The 15,775-nt window shown below is 63.4% G+C and carries 12 protein-coding genes; 4 read left to right on the top strand and 8 right to left on the bottom strand.

Going from position 1 to position 15,775, the window contains the following annotated elements; genetic code table 11:
* Window positions 1-18: 18 nt before the first annotated feature.
* Both PRZ03_RS22015 and PRZ03_RS22010 read left to right on the top strand, forming a co-directional pair.
* Window positions 19-432 carry a GNAT family N-acetyltransferase gene (locus tag PRZ03_RS22015; protein WP_273602277.1) on the top strand — a complete coding sequence of 138 codons (414 nt, stop codon included), beginning with the start codon at window positions 19-21 and terminating at the stop codon, window positions 430-432.
* Between the two features lie 87 nt (window positions 433-519).
* The gene (locus PRZ03_RS22010; RefSeq protein ID WP_273602276.1) at window positions 520-942 is read left to right on the top strand and encodes a cupin domain-containing protein; all 423 of its coding nucleotides are present in this window, start codon (window positions 520-522) and stop codon (window positions 940-942) included.
* A 7-nt stretch (window positions 943-949) separates the two neighbouring features.
* Here the strand turns inward: PRZ03_RS22010 and PRZ03_RS22005 are convergent, their stop codons facing one another.
* The 4 genes from PRZ03_RS22005 to PRZ03_RS21990 form a co-directional block, all read right to left on the bottom strand.
* Entirely contained in the window at window positions 950-2,737 is a 1,788-nt protein-coding gene (locus PRZ03_RS22005; protein ID WP_273602275.1) for a serine hydrolase, read from the bottom strand.
* Window positions 2,738-2,925: 188 nt separating this feature from the next.
* Entirely contained in the window at window positions 2,926-3,210 is a 285-nt protein-coding gene (locus PRZ03_RS22000) for a type 2 periplasmic-binding domain-containing protein (RefSeq protein ID WP_273602274.1), read from the bottom strand.
* Between the two features lie 32 nt (window positions 3,211-3,242).
* Window positions 3,243-6,176, bottom strand: coding sequence for a collagenase (locus tag PRZ03_RS21995; RefSeq protein ID WP_273602273.1), 2,934 nt, complete (start codon window positions 6,174-6,176; stop codon window positions 3,243-3,245).
* 310 nt (window positions 6,177-6,486) lie between these two features.
* Window positions 6,487-7,401, bottom strand: coding sequence for a LysR substrate-binding domain-containing protein (locus tag PRZ03_RS21990; protein WP_273602272.1), 915 nt, complete (start codon window positions 7,399-7,401; stop codon window positions 6,487-6,489).
* Window positions 7,402-7,523: 122 nt separating this feature from the next.
* Between PRZ03_RS21990 and PRZ03_RS21985 the strand changes: the two genes are divergently transcribed.
* A complete protein-coding gene (locus tag PRZ03_RS21985) occupies window positions 7,524-8,651 on the top strand; it encodes an alpha/beta fold hydrolase (RefSeq protein ID WP_273602271.1) in 1,128 nt (375 codons plus the stop codon).
* 2 nt (window positions 8,652-8,653) lie between these two features.
* Entirely contained in the window at window positions 8,654-9,052 is a 399-nt protein-coding gene (locus PRZ03_RS21980) for a nuclear transport factor 2 family protein (RefSeq protein WP_273602270.1), read from the top strand.
* A 7-nt stretch (window positions 9,053-9,059) separates the two neighbouring features.
* Here the strand turns inward: PRZ03_RS21980 and PRZ03_RS21975 are convergent, their stop codons facing one another.
* From PRZ03_RS21975 to PRZ03_RS21960, 4 genes are all read right to left on the bottom strand, one after another.
* Window positions 9,060-10,202, bottom strand: a complete 1,143-nt coding sequence (locus tag PRZ03_RS21975) for an alpha/beta hydrolase (protein WP_273602269.1) — start codon at window positions 10,200-10,202, stop codon at window positions 9,060-9,062.
* Window positions 10,203-10,339: 137 nt separating this feature from the next.
* Window positions 10,340-11,266, bottom strand: a complete 927-nt coding sequence (locus PRZ03_RS21970; protein ID WP_273602268.1) for a type 2 periplasmic-binding domain-containing protein — start codon at window positions 11,264-11,266, stop codon at window positions 10,340-10,342.
* A 16-nt stretch (window positions 11,267-11,282) separates the two neighbouring features.
* Entirely contained in the window at window positions 11,283-14,060 is a 2,778-nt protein-coding gene (fdhF, locus tag PRZ03_RS21965; protein ID WP_273602267.1) for a formate dehydrogenase subunit alpha, read from the bottom strand.
* A complete protein-coding gene (locus tag PRZ03_RS21960) occupies window positions 14,057-15,766 on the bottom strand; it encodes an NADH-ubiquinone oxidoreductase-F iron-sulfur binding region domain-containing protein (protein ID WP_273602266.1) in 1,710 nt (569 codons plus the stop codon). The genes fdhF and PRZ03_RS21960 overlap by 4 nt, the downstream gene beginning before the upstream one ends.
* Window positions 15,767-15,775 lie beyond the last annotated feature (9 nt).

The raw sequence follows: 15,775 nt of genomic DNA, 5'->3' as shown, positions 1-15,775 counted from the left end.
AGGCTAAAGTTCTCAATCATGTCTCAATTCGAACTTTCCACTGAACTGCCTGCGGCCGAGGCCTTCAAATCGCTCTACGACACCACAGGCTGGGGACCCGCCTCGCGCGACGCTGCCTTCTACCAAGCCGCACTGGCCGGCTCTTGGCGCGCGCGCGCGGCCTATGCCGAGGGGCAATTGATTGGTTTTGTGCGCGCCATCTCCGATGGGCATCTGCACGCCTTCATCACCGAGATGATCGTGCGCCCGGAGTTTCAGGGCCAAGGTGTCGGGGCTGCGTTGCTGGGCGCCATCATTGCAGATTGCCAGGCGGCCGGCCTGAGCGATATCCAGCTGTTTTGCGCTCAGGGCAAGTCGGTCTTTTACCAGCGCCATGGCTTTGTCAGCCGGCCGCTTGATGCGCCCGGCATGCAGTTCAAGCCGGCAGGGTAAGCCGCCTTGCCTCAGGGACTGCGGTCGATATAGTCAGCCAGGGCGGGATAGGCCCGGCTGCACTACTGTTTTGAAAGGCTCAGCTTGATGAAGGCAAAGACTCTTAAACTTCTGGCGACCGGCTTGGCCCTGCTGGGTTCAAGCGCTTTATTGCTGGCGCAAGCGCCGGCCCCCGCTCCCGCCTTGAGTCGCACCGTAGTCGCAACCGCCGATGTGTCGGTGCCGAATCGGCAGGCGGTAGTCGCGCGGGTCGAAGTGGCGCCGGGCGGCGTGGCCGGCTGGCATACTCATCCCGGCGATGAAATGAGTTATGTGATGGAGGGCGAGGCGGTGCTCTTGATCGCCGGCCAGCCCCCACGCCATGTCGCCAGCGGCCAGGCCTTTGTGGTGCCGGCCGGCGTTGTGCACAGCGCGCGCAACGAAGGCAGCACCACCGCCAAGCTGGTCGGCGTTTATGTGGTGGAAAAAGGCCAGCCCTTGGCCTCGCCGGCTTCGGCGCCCTCTCCTTGAGGGGCGCTCAGTCCTTGCGCTGCGCGACGGTAGCGCTGCCGTTCTGGCGCATGGCCATCTGGCTGTAGCGCCCGCCGGCATCGGGCAGGAACTCGACGCTGAAACCGTTACGGCCCTTGACCTGGAAGCGGTTACCGCGCAGGCCCAGCAATTCGGACGGCGCACCGGTGCGGCCGGCCATCGTCAAGACACCGTCTGGGCGTAGCGTTATCGTCAGCTCATTGCTGCCAATCGCATAGGTGCCGGCGAACTTGGCCAGGAAAGCTTGATCCTTGAAGTGCCGGTCGGGCAAGCGCTTGAATTCGATCGCTTTGACGGCCGGCTCCAGCTCGACGCGCAGCGCGTCCACATCTCCCTCAAAGTTGGAGAGGAACTGCACGCGCGTTTCGCTCAGTTCCGAGAGCTTGTCTTTCGGGGCTTGGAAGACCTCGTAATGCCAATGCGGCAGCGCCGCCTGCATGTCGTTGTAGCGCATCTTTAACCCTTGCTTGGCATCGCCGCCGATGGTCAAAATGCCATAGCCCGGATGCTCATATTCACCTGCATATTCGACCAGGTCGAGCGCCGGCTTGGTGCCGGGCTTGCCGGTGTTGAGTTGCTGCGTCTCGGCGGCCTTTTCGGCGGCCAGGGCTTTCAGGTAGTTGCCATGCAGGCGCGCCGTCCAATCGACCGGCTGAAGCCCAAGCAGGCGATCAATGGCCGCATAGAGGATCACATCACGCATCGCACTGTTGCCGATGTTGACGGTCGCATAGACGCCGATATTGCGTGCCGGCACAAAACCCACGGTGGTCGCTGCGCCGGGCATATTGCCGCCGTGATCGACCAAGGTCACGCCACGGTAATTGCTGACGAACCAGCCCATGCCGTACTGCGGGCCATTGCGCTCGGGCCAGAGTCGGGCGTCGGGTAGCGTCATCTGGCCGGAGGTCATGGCGCGCAAATCACCTGACGTGATCAAGGTCTTGCCTTTGTAGCTGCCGTCGGCGGTCAGCATCAGCAAGTAATTGGCCATGTCCCGGGCGCTTGAGTTCAAGGAGCCGGTCGGGCCCATCGCATCGATAGGCGTATAGGGCTTGGCCTGCGGCTGCTCGTCATTGTCCAAGGAGTAGCCGGTGCCGTGGTCGGGCGCCTTGAGCAGGTCCTTGATGCTGAAGTTGGTGGCGTTCATGTCCAGCGGCTTGAGCACCTTTTCGCTGACCAGCGCCTCCCAGCTGCTGCCGGCGACCTTGCCGCCAAGAAAGCCGGCGGTCATATACATCAGGTTGTTGTACTGGAAACGGGCGCGCGGCTCGGCGCTGAGCTCGAAGTGGCGCACGCGTTTGATCAGCTCTTCGCGGCTGAGCTGGCTGTTGAACCAAACCGCATCGTGGCGGGGTAGACCGCTGCGATGAGTGACGAGGTCGCGCACGGTGACGGTCTGGGTGGCGTAGTCGCTGTGCAGGCGAAAGTCAGGCAGGTACTCGCGCACCGGCTCATCCCACTTGATCTTGCCGTCACGCACCAGCGTTGCCAGCGCCGCCACGGTGAAGCTTTTGGTGGTGCTGGCAATCGGCTGCACCGTGTTCTCGGTCATCGGCAACTTCTTCTCGAGATCGCGGAATCCGTAGCCGCGTGAGAGGATGACCTTGCCGTCCTTGACGATGGAGATCGATGCGCCGGGCACTTTCCACAGCGCCAGTTGCTCGGCCATAAAGGCATCCCAGTCGGCGAATTCGGCCGGTAAAGGCGCTTGTTGCTGTGCTTGGGCCGCCAGGCTGAGCAGGCAGGCGGCGCTGATGAGCAGGAACTTCATGGTTGGGCTTTCTTGGCTTGGGATGATGGTGCCGAATGGATGGATCGAATCAACGGGCGCGATGCTAGCGGAGCTCACTCGCTGCGGCCAGTGCTTGATGGCATGGGCAGGGTTTTCATTGTGGCGCCTTGCCGTCTGTCATGCCTTCTCGTTGTTGCCCTCTCGTTGTTGCCTGATAGTTGCCGCGCCTACTCCTCCGCCTCAGCATGCCGCCACTCAGGCAATATGCGCAGCGCCTGTGGGTAGACGTTGTGGTAGCGGCGCTTGCTGCTGCCATTCGTGGTGGGATCGAGCAGGCGCCGCAAGCGACCCTCCAGGAGCGCGTGGGAGGCCAGCAATTTGCACAGCAAGGCAACGCCCATACCTTGCTTGGCGGCCTGCCCCAGCAAGCCACCGTCGTAGAAACTGGCGGCCGGCGTGCCCCTGCTGGGCTCAAGCGGCCTTTGATCGGCTAGCCAAGGCCAAGCCAACATGGCCCAGACCTTGGCTGGAGCAGACGCCGACTTCAGTACTGCGTTTTCACCTGGACGCCCGAGTAGGCCGTCTTGCCATACAGGCTGATGTAGATATAGCTATTGCCAGGCGGGTTGGTGATGGTGATGGTTTCGGCGTTGCTGGCACCGATGGAGCGATAGTTGTAGGCGGTCGAGGTGGCCCAGGTGCTGGTGTTCACGTAAAGGTCCGCGTTACCGCTTCCGCCCGCCGACGAGATGGTGATCGCCGTCGTGCCCGCCGGGATGTACACGTACCTGTACTTCAGGCTGCCCGCGCCGCCCGAGAGATTGCTCTTCACGCAGTTCTTGCCCAAGGCTTCGGCCGCGCCGGTGCATTCGGGCAGCGTGCCGGCTTGCACCACAACAGTGGCCGTGCTGGAGGCGCTGCCGCCTTTGTTGTCGGTGACGGTGAGCGTGACGCTATAACTGCCGGCTGCCGCGTAGGTCTTCACCGGCGCGGCCAGGTTCGAGCTTGTGCCGTCGCCAAAAGTCCAGGTGCGCGAGCTGATGCTGCCGTCACTGTCGGTGGATTGATCGGCAAAGTTGACGCTCAAGCCATTGACGCTGCTGCTGAACTTGGCGACCGGCAGGGCATTGCCCGAACTGGCTTGCACAGTCAGCAGCTTGGAGACGGTGCCTTTGCCGCCGCTGTTGTCAGTCACGGTCAGGCTGACGGTGTAGCTGCCTGCGGCCGTATAGCTGTGGCTGACCGTGGCGGCCGTTGAACTGCTGCCATCGCCGAAATTCCACAAACGAGAGGCAATCGTGCCGTCGCTGTCTGTGGAGGTGTCGGTGAAGCTGACCTGCAAGTTGGTGATGGCGTTGTTGAAACTGGCCACCGGCAAGACATTGGCCGGCGGCGTGGTGTCCGCGCAGTTAGGCTGGGCGGCGTCAGCGGCGCATGTCAGCCAGGTGTTGAAGCCGGCGTCCATGCTGGCGCTCATCGCTGCGCTATTCATATAGCTGGTGTAGCCGGCGTAATTGCCCGGCCTGAAGTAGCCCAGAATATTACCAACCTTGCTGCGTTGCTTCTCGAACATATAGCGCACGGCCAAATAGCCCCAGTTATAGACGCGGGTGGTGCCGGAGTTGTAGTCGTTCTTGAAGATAGTGCTCAAGGCATAGGTTTTCGCTGCGGCTTGATTGCGGGCGTCAACATAATCGAGCTTGCGGTAGGAATAGGACATATATTCCGCGAAACCTTCTATCCACCAGACCGAATTGACGCCGGTGGCGGCACCGAAGTCCCCATACATATTGAAGCGGCCATCGAGGTAGTGGATGTATTCGTGTGTCAGATTCCAGATCTCAAATTTCGGCAACATCCATTCTGCTTGGTAGGCGATAAAGCGCGCCTGGTTGCCGGCGATTTCTGGGCTGCCTTCCAAATACATGCCGCCGTTATTGGTGTCAATACCAAAAAGCGCACCCGCATAGGCTTTATAGTCCTTGCTGCTGCTGAAGATGACCATTTCCAGCTGGGTATTGTTGTCGTTTGCGACCGGCACTTTTCCGCTGGCGACTTGGGTGTGGAAGTAACCCTCTTCGGCAGCGACGATGGCGCAAGCCTCGCTCAGTTGAGCTGCGGTCAGGGATTGCGCCTTCAAGCGCAGGGTACTGCTGCAGCTGTGTTTGATCGGCAAAACATTGCTGTCGATGCGAGCGACAAAGTCACAGAGGTTGTAATAGCTGCAATTGGCTTTGTCGTAATAATCCACATTGCCGCCGACCGCAACCCATAGTGCGGCGGTGTTGCCGGTGACATTGCTGCGGTCCAGTATCAGTTTGACTTTGGGCTTGGTGGCATTTTTGAGTGCTGAGCCTTCGGTGTATTTTAAAAAGCGGCTGAGTTCCCGCCCGGCATTGGTAACGAGATAATCGGCGCTGCCGCCAAGTGCATTGAAATTGTTATTGATGAAGTTATACAGCGTGTCTGTGATCGATGTATCTGCTTGCACCAGCGTTGCAAACGCCGCATTGTCATGTCCGCGGAATAGTATGGTAAAGGTGTTGTTGACCGCGCTTTGCATCCAGAAGTAGTTATTGAAGCTGCTGTTGTAGTTATCCAGCAAGCGTTTGACTACCGAGCTTAAATAACGGGCATTTTCTGAGCTGCTGTCAATCAAGGTCACAAACTCGGCCAGTATTTCGCCATGCGTGTTATTGACCAAGCTGAAATTGCCGTTGTTGACAAAGGCGTCCAGCGCTGCCCGCACTGCGGTTTTCAAGGCCGCGCCGTAAGGCCCGGTGTCGGCGCTGTAATACCAATTGACGTAATAGCCGGCGCGCAAGAATAGGATCAGCTGCATCGCGCTGTTGGCGTTGCTGCCGTCATAGCTTGAGGCCACCGTTCGAAACGCGTCCGCAATGCTGACCATTTTTGCTTCGTTCAGCGTTTGGCCGGCAGCACTGCCGGTGAGGCTGAACAACTGTCCGACGCAGTCGGTGCTGCTGGCCTTCACTGCATTCACCAAGCTGGCGCCGGATGAGGTGGCAAACAATTGCAAATCACAGCTGGCCGCTGTTGCCGCCGCTGCAGCCGCCGCAGTTGCGGCGCCTTTTGCGGGCTGAGCTGGTGCCTGCGCCTGTAGCTGAGCTTTGGACTGGTTTTCTGCCCGCATGGACGGGCGCTGAATCAGCGTTTTGAGGCTCGCTTCTTGGCCGCCGTATTTCATCCTTGCGCTGAGTTCGCTTGGCGCGTTAGGCCGCAATTCGGCAGCGCTTAAAGGGCGCTTTTGATGGTGGGCGCCACTCAGTTGCGATTCCGTGCTGCCGGCAACAGCAGGCGGCTTGGATTCACTCTTGCTGCTGCCGAGTTGCTCGTTTGCGGTTTGCGCATGCGCTGCCGTGCTGAATACCGCCGCTGCGACGGACATTGCGCAGACTGCGTTGATGGCGCTGATTACATTGCGCCAGCCGGCCGATTGTTTGCCATGTGTTTTCACAAAGTCTCCTGCTCACTGAAGGGGAGGGCACCCCGGGGAGGGGGTGGACTCAGGCGCCTTGTCGCTGCCTGGTTTGCTCAAATGTTTTTCTGATATATCAACACAAGAGCTGCGCCGACTGTAGGAGCGGATGGGCTGGGCCCACACTGTCAGGTCTTACAGGGGTGGCTTGCCACGAGTGGCCTTGACTTTGTGTCCATCAAGTGCCAAACACGTGCCAGGGGGCTGCAGTTTCTGCTCCATCGTCGGGTACAGGGGCCGAGGAAAAGGCTGGGGGTGGCGATTCACCGTGCTGGCGTGAATCGTCGCCTTAGACGAGTCCCTTCAAGCGCCGCGCCGACTCGTTCATTTCCGCATGCAGCCAGTCGCACAACATGCGCAGCGCCGGCTCCTCACGCAAGGCCGGCGGGTAGACGATGTGATAGCGGCGCTGGCTGGCGCCTTCCAGCGTTGGGCCGGGCAAGCGCCGCAGGCGACCGTCCAATAGCGCATCGGCACACAGCAGTTCGCGCGCCAACGCCACGCCCATGCCTTGCTCAGCGGCTTGCACCAGCAGGCCGCCGTCATTGAAGCTGGCCGCCGGGAAGATGCTGCAGGCCAGGCCTGCTTGGGCGAACCACTGCGTCCATTGCTCGGCGTCTCCGAGCAGCGCTTGATCGGCCAAGGTCTGCAAGCTGGCGCCTTCCAGTTGCTGCGCCAAGGCCGGCGCGGCCACCACGATCTGGCGCGACTCCATCAGCACCTCGTTGACCAAACCCGGCCAAGGCCCCGCGCCCTGACGCAAGGCCAGGTGGAAGCCCTCTGATTCCAGATCAATCACGCGCTGCAGCGTGAACAGTTTCAGGCTGATGTCTGGATGCGCGGCCCGCCAGCCGCTCAGGCGGGGCATTAGCCAGCGCTGCGCAAACGAGGGTGTGCAGGTGATGTTGAGGCTGCGCATGGCACTGCCGTCAGCCGCACTGGCGGCGCGCAGGCCCAGATCCAGCTCGGCCCAGGCGCGCTCCACGGCGGCTTGCAAAGCGCTGCCGGCGGCATTGAGCTGGATGCCGCGGCCGGCGCGCTCGAACAACGCGAAACCCAGCTGCGCCTCCAGCGCGCGGATTTGCTGGCTGACGGCGCTGTGCGTCAGGTGCAGTTGTTCGGCCGCGGCGCGCACATTTTGCAGGCGCGCGACGGCTCGAAATGCGGCCAGGTATTGCAGAGGCAGACGAGGTGGATTGCTCATTTGGTAAGTTTAACTGCCCATAACGGGCGGAAATTCGCGCTTTTCAGCCGGTTATTGAAAACTTACGATGCCCAGCAAGTGATTTGACCTCAGCATTCCCCGCCTTGAAGGAGCCCCAGCGCATGAGCCCGCACCGTCTGATGATCGCCACCCTCGTGATTGCCGCCTTGGCTGCGAGTACTCAATTGCCGCAGGTCTTTGCCACCGATGCGGCGGCCTTGCCGCATGCGCAAGTGGACCCGCAGGCGAATGCCGAAATCGGCGCCGCAGCGGCGCGGGCCGGCGAGTTGCTGCGGGTGAGCGCGCGGTCGTCGACGCCCAAGTCGGCCGAAGCTGCCCAGCCCGCCGCCTGGAGCGAGCATCAAGTGGTCACACCCGACGGCTTGCTGGCCTATACCAGCTTAGGCCAGGGCCCGGTGCTGCTGGTCATTCCGGGTGGGCCGGGCGGCAGCAGCTATAGCTTACGCAGCCGCTTCTTGCCGCTGGCCAAGGACTTCAACATCATCCTTGTCGACAATATCGGCCGAGGCCGCTCGACGCGCCTGGCCGACCCTACGCGCTACACGGTGGAGCGGGATGCGCAAGACATCGAGCATCTGCGCCGCTTTTTGGGCGTGAAGACGCTGGCGCTGTATGGGCATTCCTATGGCGGCCTGGTGGCGCAGGCTTATGCCGCGCAGTACCCGCAGGCGGTGGACCATTTGATTCTGGGCAATACCTTGCACGGCGAGCAGAGCTGGCAGGCGCAGATCGACGGCTTCAAGGACTGGTTGCGCCGCCATCACCCCGAGCGCTGGCAGCGCGTGCTTGCACTGCGCGAACAGGGCCAGCTGAGCGGCAGCGCCGAGGGGCAGGACTTGTTCGGTGCGGCGCTTGACGCCTTGTACTGGTCCGATCGTGCGGCGCAGCGCCCCAAGGCGGCCGTCAGCGGCGACCCGCGCGACGCGATGAACAAGACGGTGTATTTGGCGATGCTGGGCCCTGACCCGGAGTGGCGGGTTGGCGGCACGCTGCGTGGCTTTGAGCTGCTGCCGAGATTAAAGTCGGTCACCGCACCGACCCTGTTGCTGACGGGGCGCTTTGATCCGGTGGCGCCGCCCAGCGTGATGGTGGAAATGCAGCAGGCCCTGGTGGCCAGCGCAGGCACAAGCACCTTGGTGTTTGAGCATTCCGGCCACCGGCCATTTGCCGAAGAGCCCGTGGCCTGGGCCAAGGCCGTGGGTGAATTCATGCAACGCAGAGCTAACTGACTATGTCCAATCACCCCGCCCCTGAATTCGTCGTCCAAGCCCAGCTTGATGCTTACAACGCTCGCGATATGGATGCTTGGCTCGCGACCTATGCAACGGAAGCCAAGCAATATGCCTATCCCGGCGTTTTGCTGGCCAGCGGCCACACAGAAATCCGCGCCCGCATGACGGAGCGATTCACCGAAACCAATCTGCATGCCCGCTTGCTCAGCCGCTCGGTCTCGAAAACCGCCGACGGTGCGACGGTGATCGACCATGAAACCATCACCCGCAGCTTCCCCGAGGGGCCGGGCGAGATCGATATGGTGGCCATCTACGAAGTGGGCGGCGGGCTGATTCGCTCTGGGCTGTTCATTGTCGGGGAGGCCAGGCTTGCTGCTTTGTCTGGCGATCGGGCTTGACGCTTGCTCAGCGCAAGCGCCATTCCGCCAAACCTTTCAACCAGACGGCGGCCGATTGCTGCAACCAGCTCTGGGCCTGGGGGTCTGCCCGCAGATGCGTGTTCAGGAACGCAATGCTGATGTGCTCCACCACGACGCCGGCTTCCTGGTTGCCCTTGTCCAGCAGCGTGGGCGGCGGGGCGGCACTCATGATGGCGTTCTGCGGCCCCAAGCCCTTGGCAGGCTGGCTTTGTGGGCGTCGGCTGATGCCCCGACCGGCGGGCTCCTCCGGTGATTCAGCCATGCCGCTGGCACCCGCCAGTGCGGCATGGCTGGGGTTGTTCAGCAGCAATAGATACTTGTTCGCGTCAGCGGGCAATTGCTCGAAGAAGCGCGTGCGCTCGGCCGCCGAGTTGAGCAGGCCGGTGAGGTCAGCCGCGCGGCGTGAGTTGATTGCCAGCAGCGGCAGCCTCGGGGGCATGGTGGCCAGCGCCTGTTCGGCATCAGCATGGGTCACGCCCGAGGGGCTCAGCATGATGACGGCGCGGGCGCCTCGGCCCGGTTCAGCGGCCTGGGGCCCCAGGCTTGCGCCCCAGGCCAGCGCCGTGGCCGCGCCCAGGTCATAACCGACCACTGCCACGCGGCTCAGGTCCACCCGCGACCACAGCGCCTCGCCGGCTGCGGCGCGCCGGCCGAGCTCGGCAATCGCCCCCTGCAGCACATTTAGCCTTGCTTGCAGCAGATGGGGCTGCTGGTGTTGCAAGGCCAGCGCGCTGAAATCGGCCGAGCGAGCCAGCGCCGATGACCAGGCTGTCTGGTCGGCCTCCAGGGCTTGAAAGCTCAGTACCGCATAACCCGCACGTGCCCAGGCATAACGCCAATGTGCACCGGCTTGAGCCGACTCACCCAGGCCGGGCAAATAGACCAAGAGCGGCAAGCTGGAGCTGCCGCTCAGCGGGGCCGCCAGCGTCACGGACAACGGCTCTCCATGGACCACCCATTGTTGGCTGGCGACCGCGAGCTCCACCGTTGCCGCCTGCGTGCTGGCCGGCCTGGGGGCGCCGCTATAGCCACGCGCGGCCAAGTCCAGTGCGCGTTGCTGGGCGGCCGAGGCGTCTTGGCGCGGCGGGCCATAGGGCGTGTGCTTCTGGCTCGGGCTGGAGCAGCCCAAGACAGCCGAGGCGCAAATGAGAACACAGAGCAGCGAGCAGGCGAATCGGGGGGACCTATTTTTCGGCATGGATCTCAGTCTTGGACGGAAGGCGGTGGGGCGGCGAGCAGCGACAAAAACCGGCCAAGGATAGCGCCTCAATGCAAGGCCGCGTCCAGCAGCCGGCTGCGCACCAGTGGGTGCCACAGTCGCGCATCGCCCAGCGGTGTGGCGGGCGGCAGATCGGGGTTGCGCAGAATCAACCAACGCCGTTCGGCCAGTTGGGCGCGCAGCAGTTGCGGGCCCACCCAATGGTCGAATAAGGCCTCGAAGCTGCCATCGGCCAGCACCAATTCCCAGCCCTTGCGCAAGCGCTCGGCTAGCGCCGGCGACTGGGGGCTGACGAAGAAGTAGAAGGCCGAAGGATAAGCAATCAACCATTGGTCCAGCACAGTCAAGCCCGGCAGCGCGTCAACAATGGGGAAGACCTCAATCGCCCCGAGCGCAAACAGATCGATGCGCTCGCGCTTGAGCATTTCGGGGAAGGGCGCTAGCTTCGCCATGCGTTCGACCTTCCAGCCATTGGCGCTGAGGATCTTGGCATCGGGCCAATCCGCCACTTGCCCGATGCTCAGCGCTTGCGCCTGACTCGGGCTGCTGATGGCTTCCATCTGTTCACGCCGGCTGCTCAGCGCGATCGGCAAGCGTACACCCAGGAGGCCACGGTAAAGACAGACCCGAACCGGGATGCCTTGGGCTTCGCGGGCTTGTGAAGTCATCGAACTCAGCAACTCCAGTTCGCCCGCAGCGAGTTGCAAAAAGGCCCGGCTTTGCGACACCACCTCGCTGGGCTGCAGCCGGTAAGGGCCGTGGGTCGGTATGGTCTTGTCCAGCAAAAGCTTCAGCACTGCTTGCTCATAGGTCAAGACCTTGGCGTTTTGCTCCTGCGCCAGGGCGTGCCGAATCACCAGGACCTCGGCCAAGCAGCTTTCGCCGTAAAGGCCAAGCCACAGGGCCGCAACGACGATCAAGCACCGCTTGATGGCTGCGGCGTCCCAACTCAACAGTGCTGCGGCCGGCTTCATCGTCTGGCCATCTTAATCAAAGCGCCTGTACACGCACCGCTGTAACCTTGAAGCCAGGAATCTTGCCCGCCGGGTCGAGCGCGCTGCCGGTCAAGACATTCGCCGCCGCTTCCCAATAGCAAAAGGGCAGAAAGACCTGACCCCGGCGCACCTCGGGGCTGACCTGCAGGAGGGCTTGCAGCGTGCCGTGACGCGACGCGATGACGATTGCTTGACCTTCATCCAAGCGCAGCGCGGCGGCGTCCTCGGCGTGCATGCTGAGCAGGGGCTGGGGCGACAAGGCGTCCAAGACCTCGGCGCGGCGCGTCATCGCGCCGGTATGCCAATGCTCCAGCACACGCCCGGTGCTGAGCACCAGCGGGAAGTCTTGGTCGGGCTGCTCGGGGCCAGGCATGAAGCTGGCCGGCACCAGCTGCGCACGGCCGCTGGGCGTCGGAAAGCTCTGCTCGAAGATGATGGCGTGGCCGGGTTCGCCCTCAAGCGGCGCCGGCGTGACCACCGCCTGCTCGCGCCTTAATCGCGCCCAAGGCACGCCGGCCAGCGGCGCCATCACCGCACGCATTTCCTCGAACACGCGCGCCGTCGGCGCTTCGGCCGCCAGCTGGCCATCGCCGTCGGCGGCTTGCCAATACTGCCAGCCCAGGCCGATGCGGCGCGCCAGTTGCTCGATGATCCACAGGTCTTGGCGTGCTTGGCCCGGCGGCGTCAGGGCCGGCCGGCCCAGCTGTATCAGCCGGTCAGTATTGGTATAGCTGCCCCATTTCTCCAAATGGGCCGAGGCCGGCAGGATCACGTCGGCGAGCAGCGCGGTTTCGGTCGCGAAGATGTCTTGCACGATCAGATGTTCCAGCTTCGCCAAGGCGGCGCGCGCATGGTCGAGATCGGGGTCGGACATGGCCGGGTTCTCGCCCTCGATGAACATGCCCTTGATGCGACCCTCATAGGCGCCATGGATGATCTCGACCACGGTCAGGCCGGGCTGTGGGTCCAGCGGCGTGGCCCATAGCGCCTCGAAATGCTCACGTATGTCGGGCAAGGCGATGCGCTGGTAATTGGGCATCATCATCGGGATCAGGCCGGCGTCCGAGGCGCCCTGCACATTGTTCTGACCGCGCAGCGGATGCAGGCCGCAGCCGGGTCGGCCGATCTGGCCGGTAATCATCGCGAGCGCAATCAGGCAGCGGGCGTTGTCGGTGCCATGCACATGCTGGCTGATGCCCATGCCCCAGAAAATCATCGCGCTCTTGGCCTTGGCATAACGCCTTGCCACATCGCGCAAGACCTCGGGCGCGATGCCGCAGATTTCGCTCATGCGCTCCGGCGTGCACTCGGCCACCGAGGCCTTCAAGGCCTCATAACCATTGACCCGCGCGGCAATGAAATCCGGGTCGGTCAAGCCCTCGGCAATGATCACATGCAGCAGCGCGTTGAGCAGCGCCACATCGGTGTCGGGCCGGAAGGCCAGATGGTGGGTGGCGAATCGTGCCATCGGCGCGCGCCGAGGGTCGGCGACGATCAGCGTGGCGCCGGCTTTCACCGCGTTCTTGATGAAGGAGGCGGCGACGGGGTGGTTGGAGCTGGGGTTGGCGCCTATCAACAGAATCACTTCCGCATATTGAGCGTCCAGCACCGGGTTGCTGACCGAGCCCGAGCCCAGGCCTTCGAGCAAAGCAGCAACCGAGCTGGCGTGGCACAGCCGCGTGCAATGGTCGACGTTATTGGTCAAGAAGCCTTGGCGAATCAGTTTCTGGAACAGATAGGCCTCTTCGTTGCTGCCCTTGGCCGAGCCAAAGCCGGCCAGCGGGCTGGCAGAGCCGTTGGCGTGGGCATCGCGCAATTCGCAGAGGCCGGCAGCGGCAAGGTCCAGCGCTTCGTCCCAGGTCGCTTCGCGGAATAGCGCCGCCAGCGGCACCTCGCCGCGTCGCACGCGGCCAATGTCGGCCGGGTCCTTGGCCACGCCTTCGCGGCGGATCAGGGGTGTGGTGAGGCGCTGATCGCTGGACACATAGTCGTAGCCATAGCGGCCTTTGACGCATAGCCGGCCCTGGTTGGCCGGGCCGTCGCGGCCGATCGCCTCAATCACCTTGTTGTCCTTGACTCGGTAGCTGAGCTGGCAGCCGACGCCGCAATAGGGGCAGACCGAATCGACCACCGCGTCGGCCGGTTGCAGCGCGGCGCCATTGGCCGGCGTCAGCGCCCCGGTCGGGCAGGCTTGCACGCATTCACCGCAGGCCACGCAGCTGCTGTTGCCCAGTGCCTCGTCGGCATCGAAGCTGATGCGGGTGTCGGCCCCCCAGCCGGCCACGCCCAGCACATCGTTGACCTGCTCATCGCGGCAGGCGCGCACACAGCGCATGCATTGGATGCAGGCATCGAGTTGTACGGCTATGGCCGGGTGGCTGCGGTCGGCCGGCGGGGCCGCTGGTTGCGAGAAGCGTGGTTTGCCGACTTCGAGCGCCTCGCACCATTGCGTCAGCTCGGACTTGAGCGTGTGGGCATCGGCAGGCGCCTTGGCCGCGAGCAGTTCCAAGACCATGGACTGGCTGCGCCGCACGCGAGCGGTTTCCAGACCGACCGTCATGCCCTCCCGGGGCTGCCGGCAACAGGAGGCCGCAAGCGCGCGTTCCCCGCCAATCTCGACCACGCAGGCGCGGCAATTGCCGGCCGGCTTCGAGCCGTCTTGGTGGCACAGAGTCGGGATGCTCAGACCTTGGCGCCGCGCGGCGCTCAAAATCGTCTCGTTCGGCTTGGCCTGCAGGGCCTGGCCGTCAACGGTGAAGGTGATGTCACTCATGCTCGTGCCTCGGCGCTGAACTCGTGCGGGAAATAGCGCATCGCGCAGCGCAAGGGGTTGGGGGCGGCCTGGCCGAGGCCGCAGATCGAGGCGTCGGCCATCACCGAGGCCAGATCCTCCAGCAGCGGCTGATCCCAGACCGGCTGGCGCATCAACTCGACGGCACGCTGCGTGCCTTCACGGCAGGGTACGCATTGGCCGCAGCTCTCATGCTCGAAGAACTCCATCGCATTGAGGGCCAAAGCGCGGGCGCTGTCTTGGTCAGAGAACACGATCACCGCTGCCGAGCCGATGAAACATTCATGCACCTGCAAGGTGTCGAAGTCCAGTGGCGCATTCGCTTGGCTGGCCGGCAGCATGCCGCCGGATGCGCCACCGGGGAAGTAACCGTATAGCCGGTGACCCGGCAACATGCCGCCGCCGTATTCGTCGATCAACTCCACGGCGGTGATGCCGGCCGGCGCCAGATAGACACCAGGCTTGTTGACCCGGCCCGAGAGCGAAAACGAGCGCAGCCCTTTGCGGCCGTTGCGGCCCTGGTTTGCAAACCAGTCGGAGCCGCGCTCCAGAATGTGACGCACCCAATGCAGCGATTCGATATTGTGTTGCAGCGTTGGTCGGCCAAACAGGCCGCGCTCGGCCACATAGGGCGGGCGCTGGCGCGGCCAGCCGCGTTTGCCTTCGATCGATTCGATCATCGCCGACTCTTCGCCGCAGATATAGGCGCCGGCGCCGCGCCGCAGCTCGATCACCGGCAAGCCGCTGCGCGCCGCTTGCAGCGCGGCAATCTCCTCGCTCAGTACCTGGCGCAGTGCGTGGTATTCGTCGCGCAGATAGATGTAGACGGCCTCGGCGCCTACGCAATGTGCCGCTATCAACATGCCTTCCAAAAACAGCTGCGGCTCGCGTTCCAAGTAATAGCGGTCTTTGAAAGTGCCTGGTTCACCTTCGTCGATATTGACGGCCATCAGCCGGGGAGCGGACTGTGCGCGCACGATGGACCATTTGCGCCCGAGCGGAAAACCGGCGCCGCCCAAGCCCCGCAGGCCCGATTCGCTGAGCGTGTGAATCGTGGCGTCAATGCTGCGCGTGCCGCTCAGCAACTCGTCGAGCACGCGGTAGCCGCCTTGTGCCAGATAGTCGGCCAGGGGCTGGTGTGTGGGCCGAATGTCTTGTACTTGACCTTGTTGCAGCAGCTTGACGGCTTCGCTCGCCGTGGCGTGGCCGAGTGGCCGCTGACCGATGACCGCCACGGGCGCCTGCTCGCAGCGCCCAACGCAAGGCACATCGATGACGCGCACGCCGCTCTGCTCGGCCAGCAAGGCACGCAACTCGCGGCTCAAGCCGGCTCCGCCCGCCATGGCGCAGCTGAGCGAATTGCAAACGCGTAAGGTCAACGGGGCGGGCGCTTGCTCGCCTTCGTAAACGATGTCGAAGTGGTGATAAAAACTCGCCACCTCATGCACCTCAGCTTGAGATAGCTTCATCTCCTCGGCCAATGCGGCCAGCATATCGACGCTCAAGTGACCCTGCGCGTCCTGAATGCGGTGCAGGTGTTCGATCAATAAGTCGCGTCGGCGCGGCAGGTCGCCCAGTAAAACGCGCACCGCTTCGATGGCGGCAGGGCTGGCTTGGCGGCCCCGTAGGCCGCCGCCTTTGGCGGGGCGGCGAGAGGCTTCGCTGTGGATGGGGATGACGGCTTTCATGACGGGATT

The sequence above is a fragment of the Roseateles albus genome (assembly GCF_028595345.1).
GTDB classification, from domain to species: domain Bacteria; phylum Pseudomonadota; class Gammaproteobacteria; order Burkholderiales; family Burkholderiaceae_C; genus Paucibacter_A; species Paucibacter_A albus.
Note: the sequence above shows the minus strand (reverse complement) of the source record. Positions and strands in the feature narration are given on the sequence as shown.

Coding starts and splice junctions, on each gene's coding strand:
- PRZ03_RS22015 (WP_273602277.1), top strand. CDS start 19: ATGTCTCAATTCGAACTTTCCACTGAACTGCCTGCGGCCGAGGCCTTC.
- PRZ03_RS22010 (WP_273602276.1), top strand. CDS start 520: ATGAAGGCAAAGACTCTTAAACTTCTGGCGACCGGCTTGGCCCTGCTG.
- PRZ03_RS22005 (WP_273602275.1), bottom strand. CDS start 2,737: ATGAAGTTCCTGCTCATCAGCGCCGCCTGCCTGCTCAGCCTGGCGGCC.
- PRZ03_RS22000 (WP_273602274.1), bottom strand. CDS start 3,210: ATGTTGGCTTGGCCTTGGCTAGCCGATCAAAGGCCGCTTGAGCCCAGC.
- PRZ03_RS21990 (WP_273602272.1), bottom strand. CDS start 7,401: ATGAGCAATCCACCTCGTCTGCCTCTGCAATACCTGGCCGCATTTCGA.
- PRZ03_RS21985 (WP_273602271.1), top strand. CDS start 7,524: ATGAGCCCGCACCGTCTGATGATCGCCACCCTCGTGATTGCCGCCTTG.
- PRZ03_RS21980 (WP_273602270.1), top strand. CDS start 8,654: ATGTCCAATCACCCCGCCCCTGAATTCGTCGTCCAAGCCCAGCTTGAT.
- PRZ03_RS21970 (WP_273602268.1), bottom strand. CDS start 11,266: ATGAAGCCGGCCGCAGCACTGTTGAGTTGGGACGCCGCAGCCATCAAG.
- fdhF (WP_273602267.1), bottom strand. CDS start 14,060: ATGAGTGACATCACCTTCACCGTTGACGGCCAGGCCCTGCAGGCCAAG.
- PRZ03_RS21960 (WP_273602266.1), bottom strand. CDS start 15,766: ATGAAAGCCGTCATCCCCATCCACAGCGAAGCCTCTCGCCGCCCCGCC.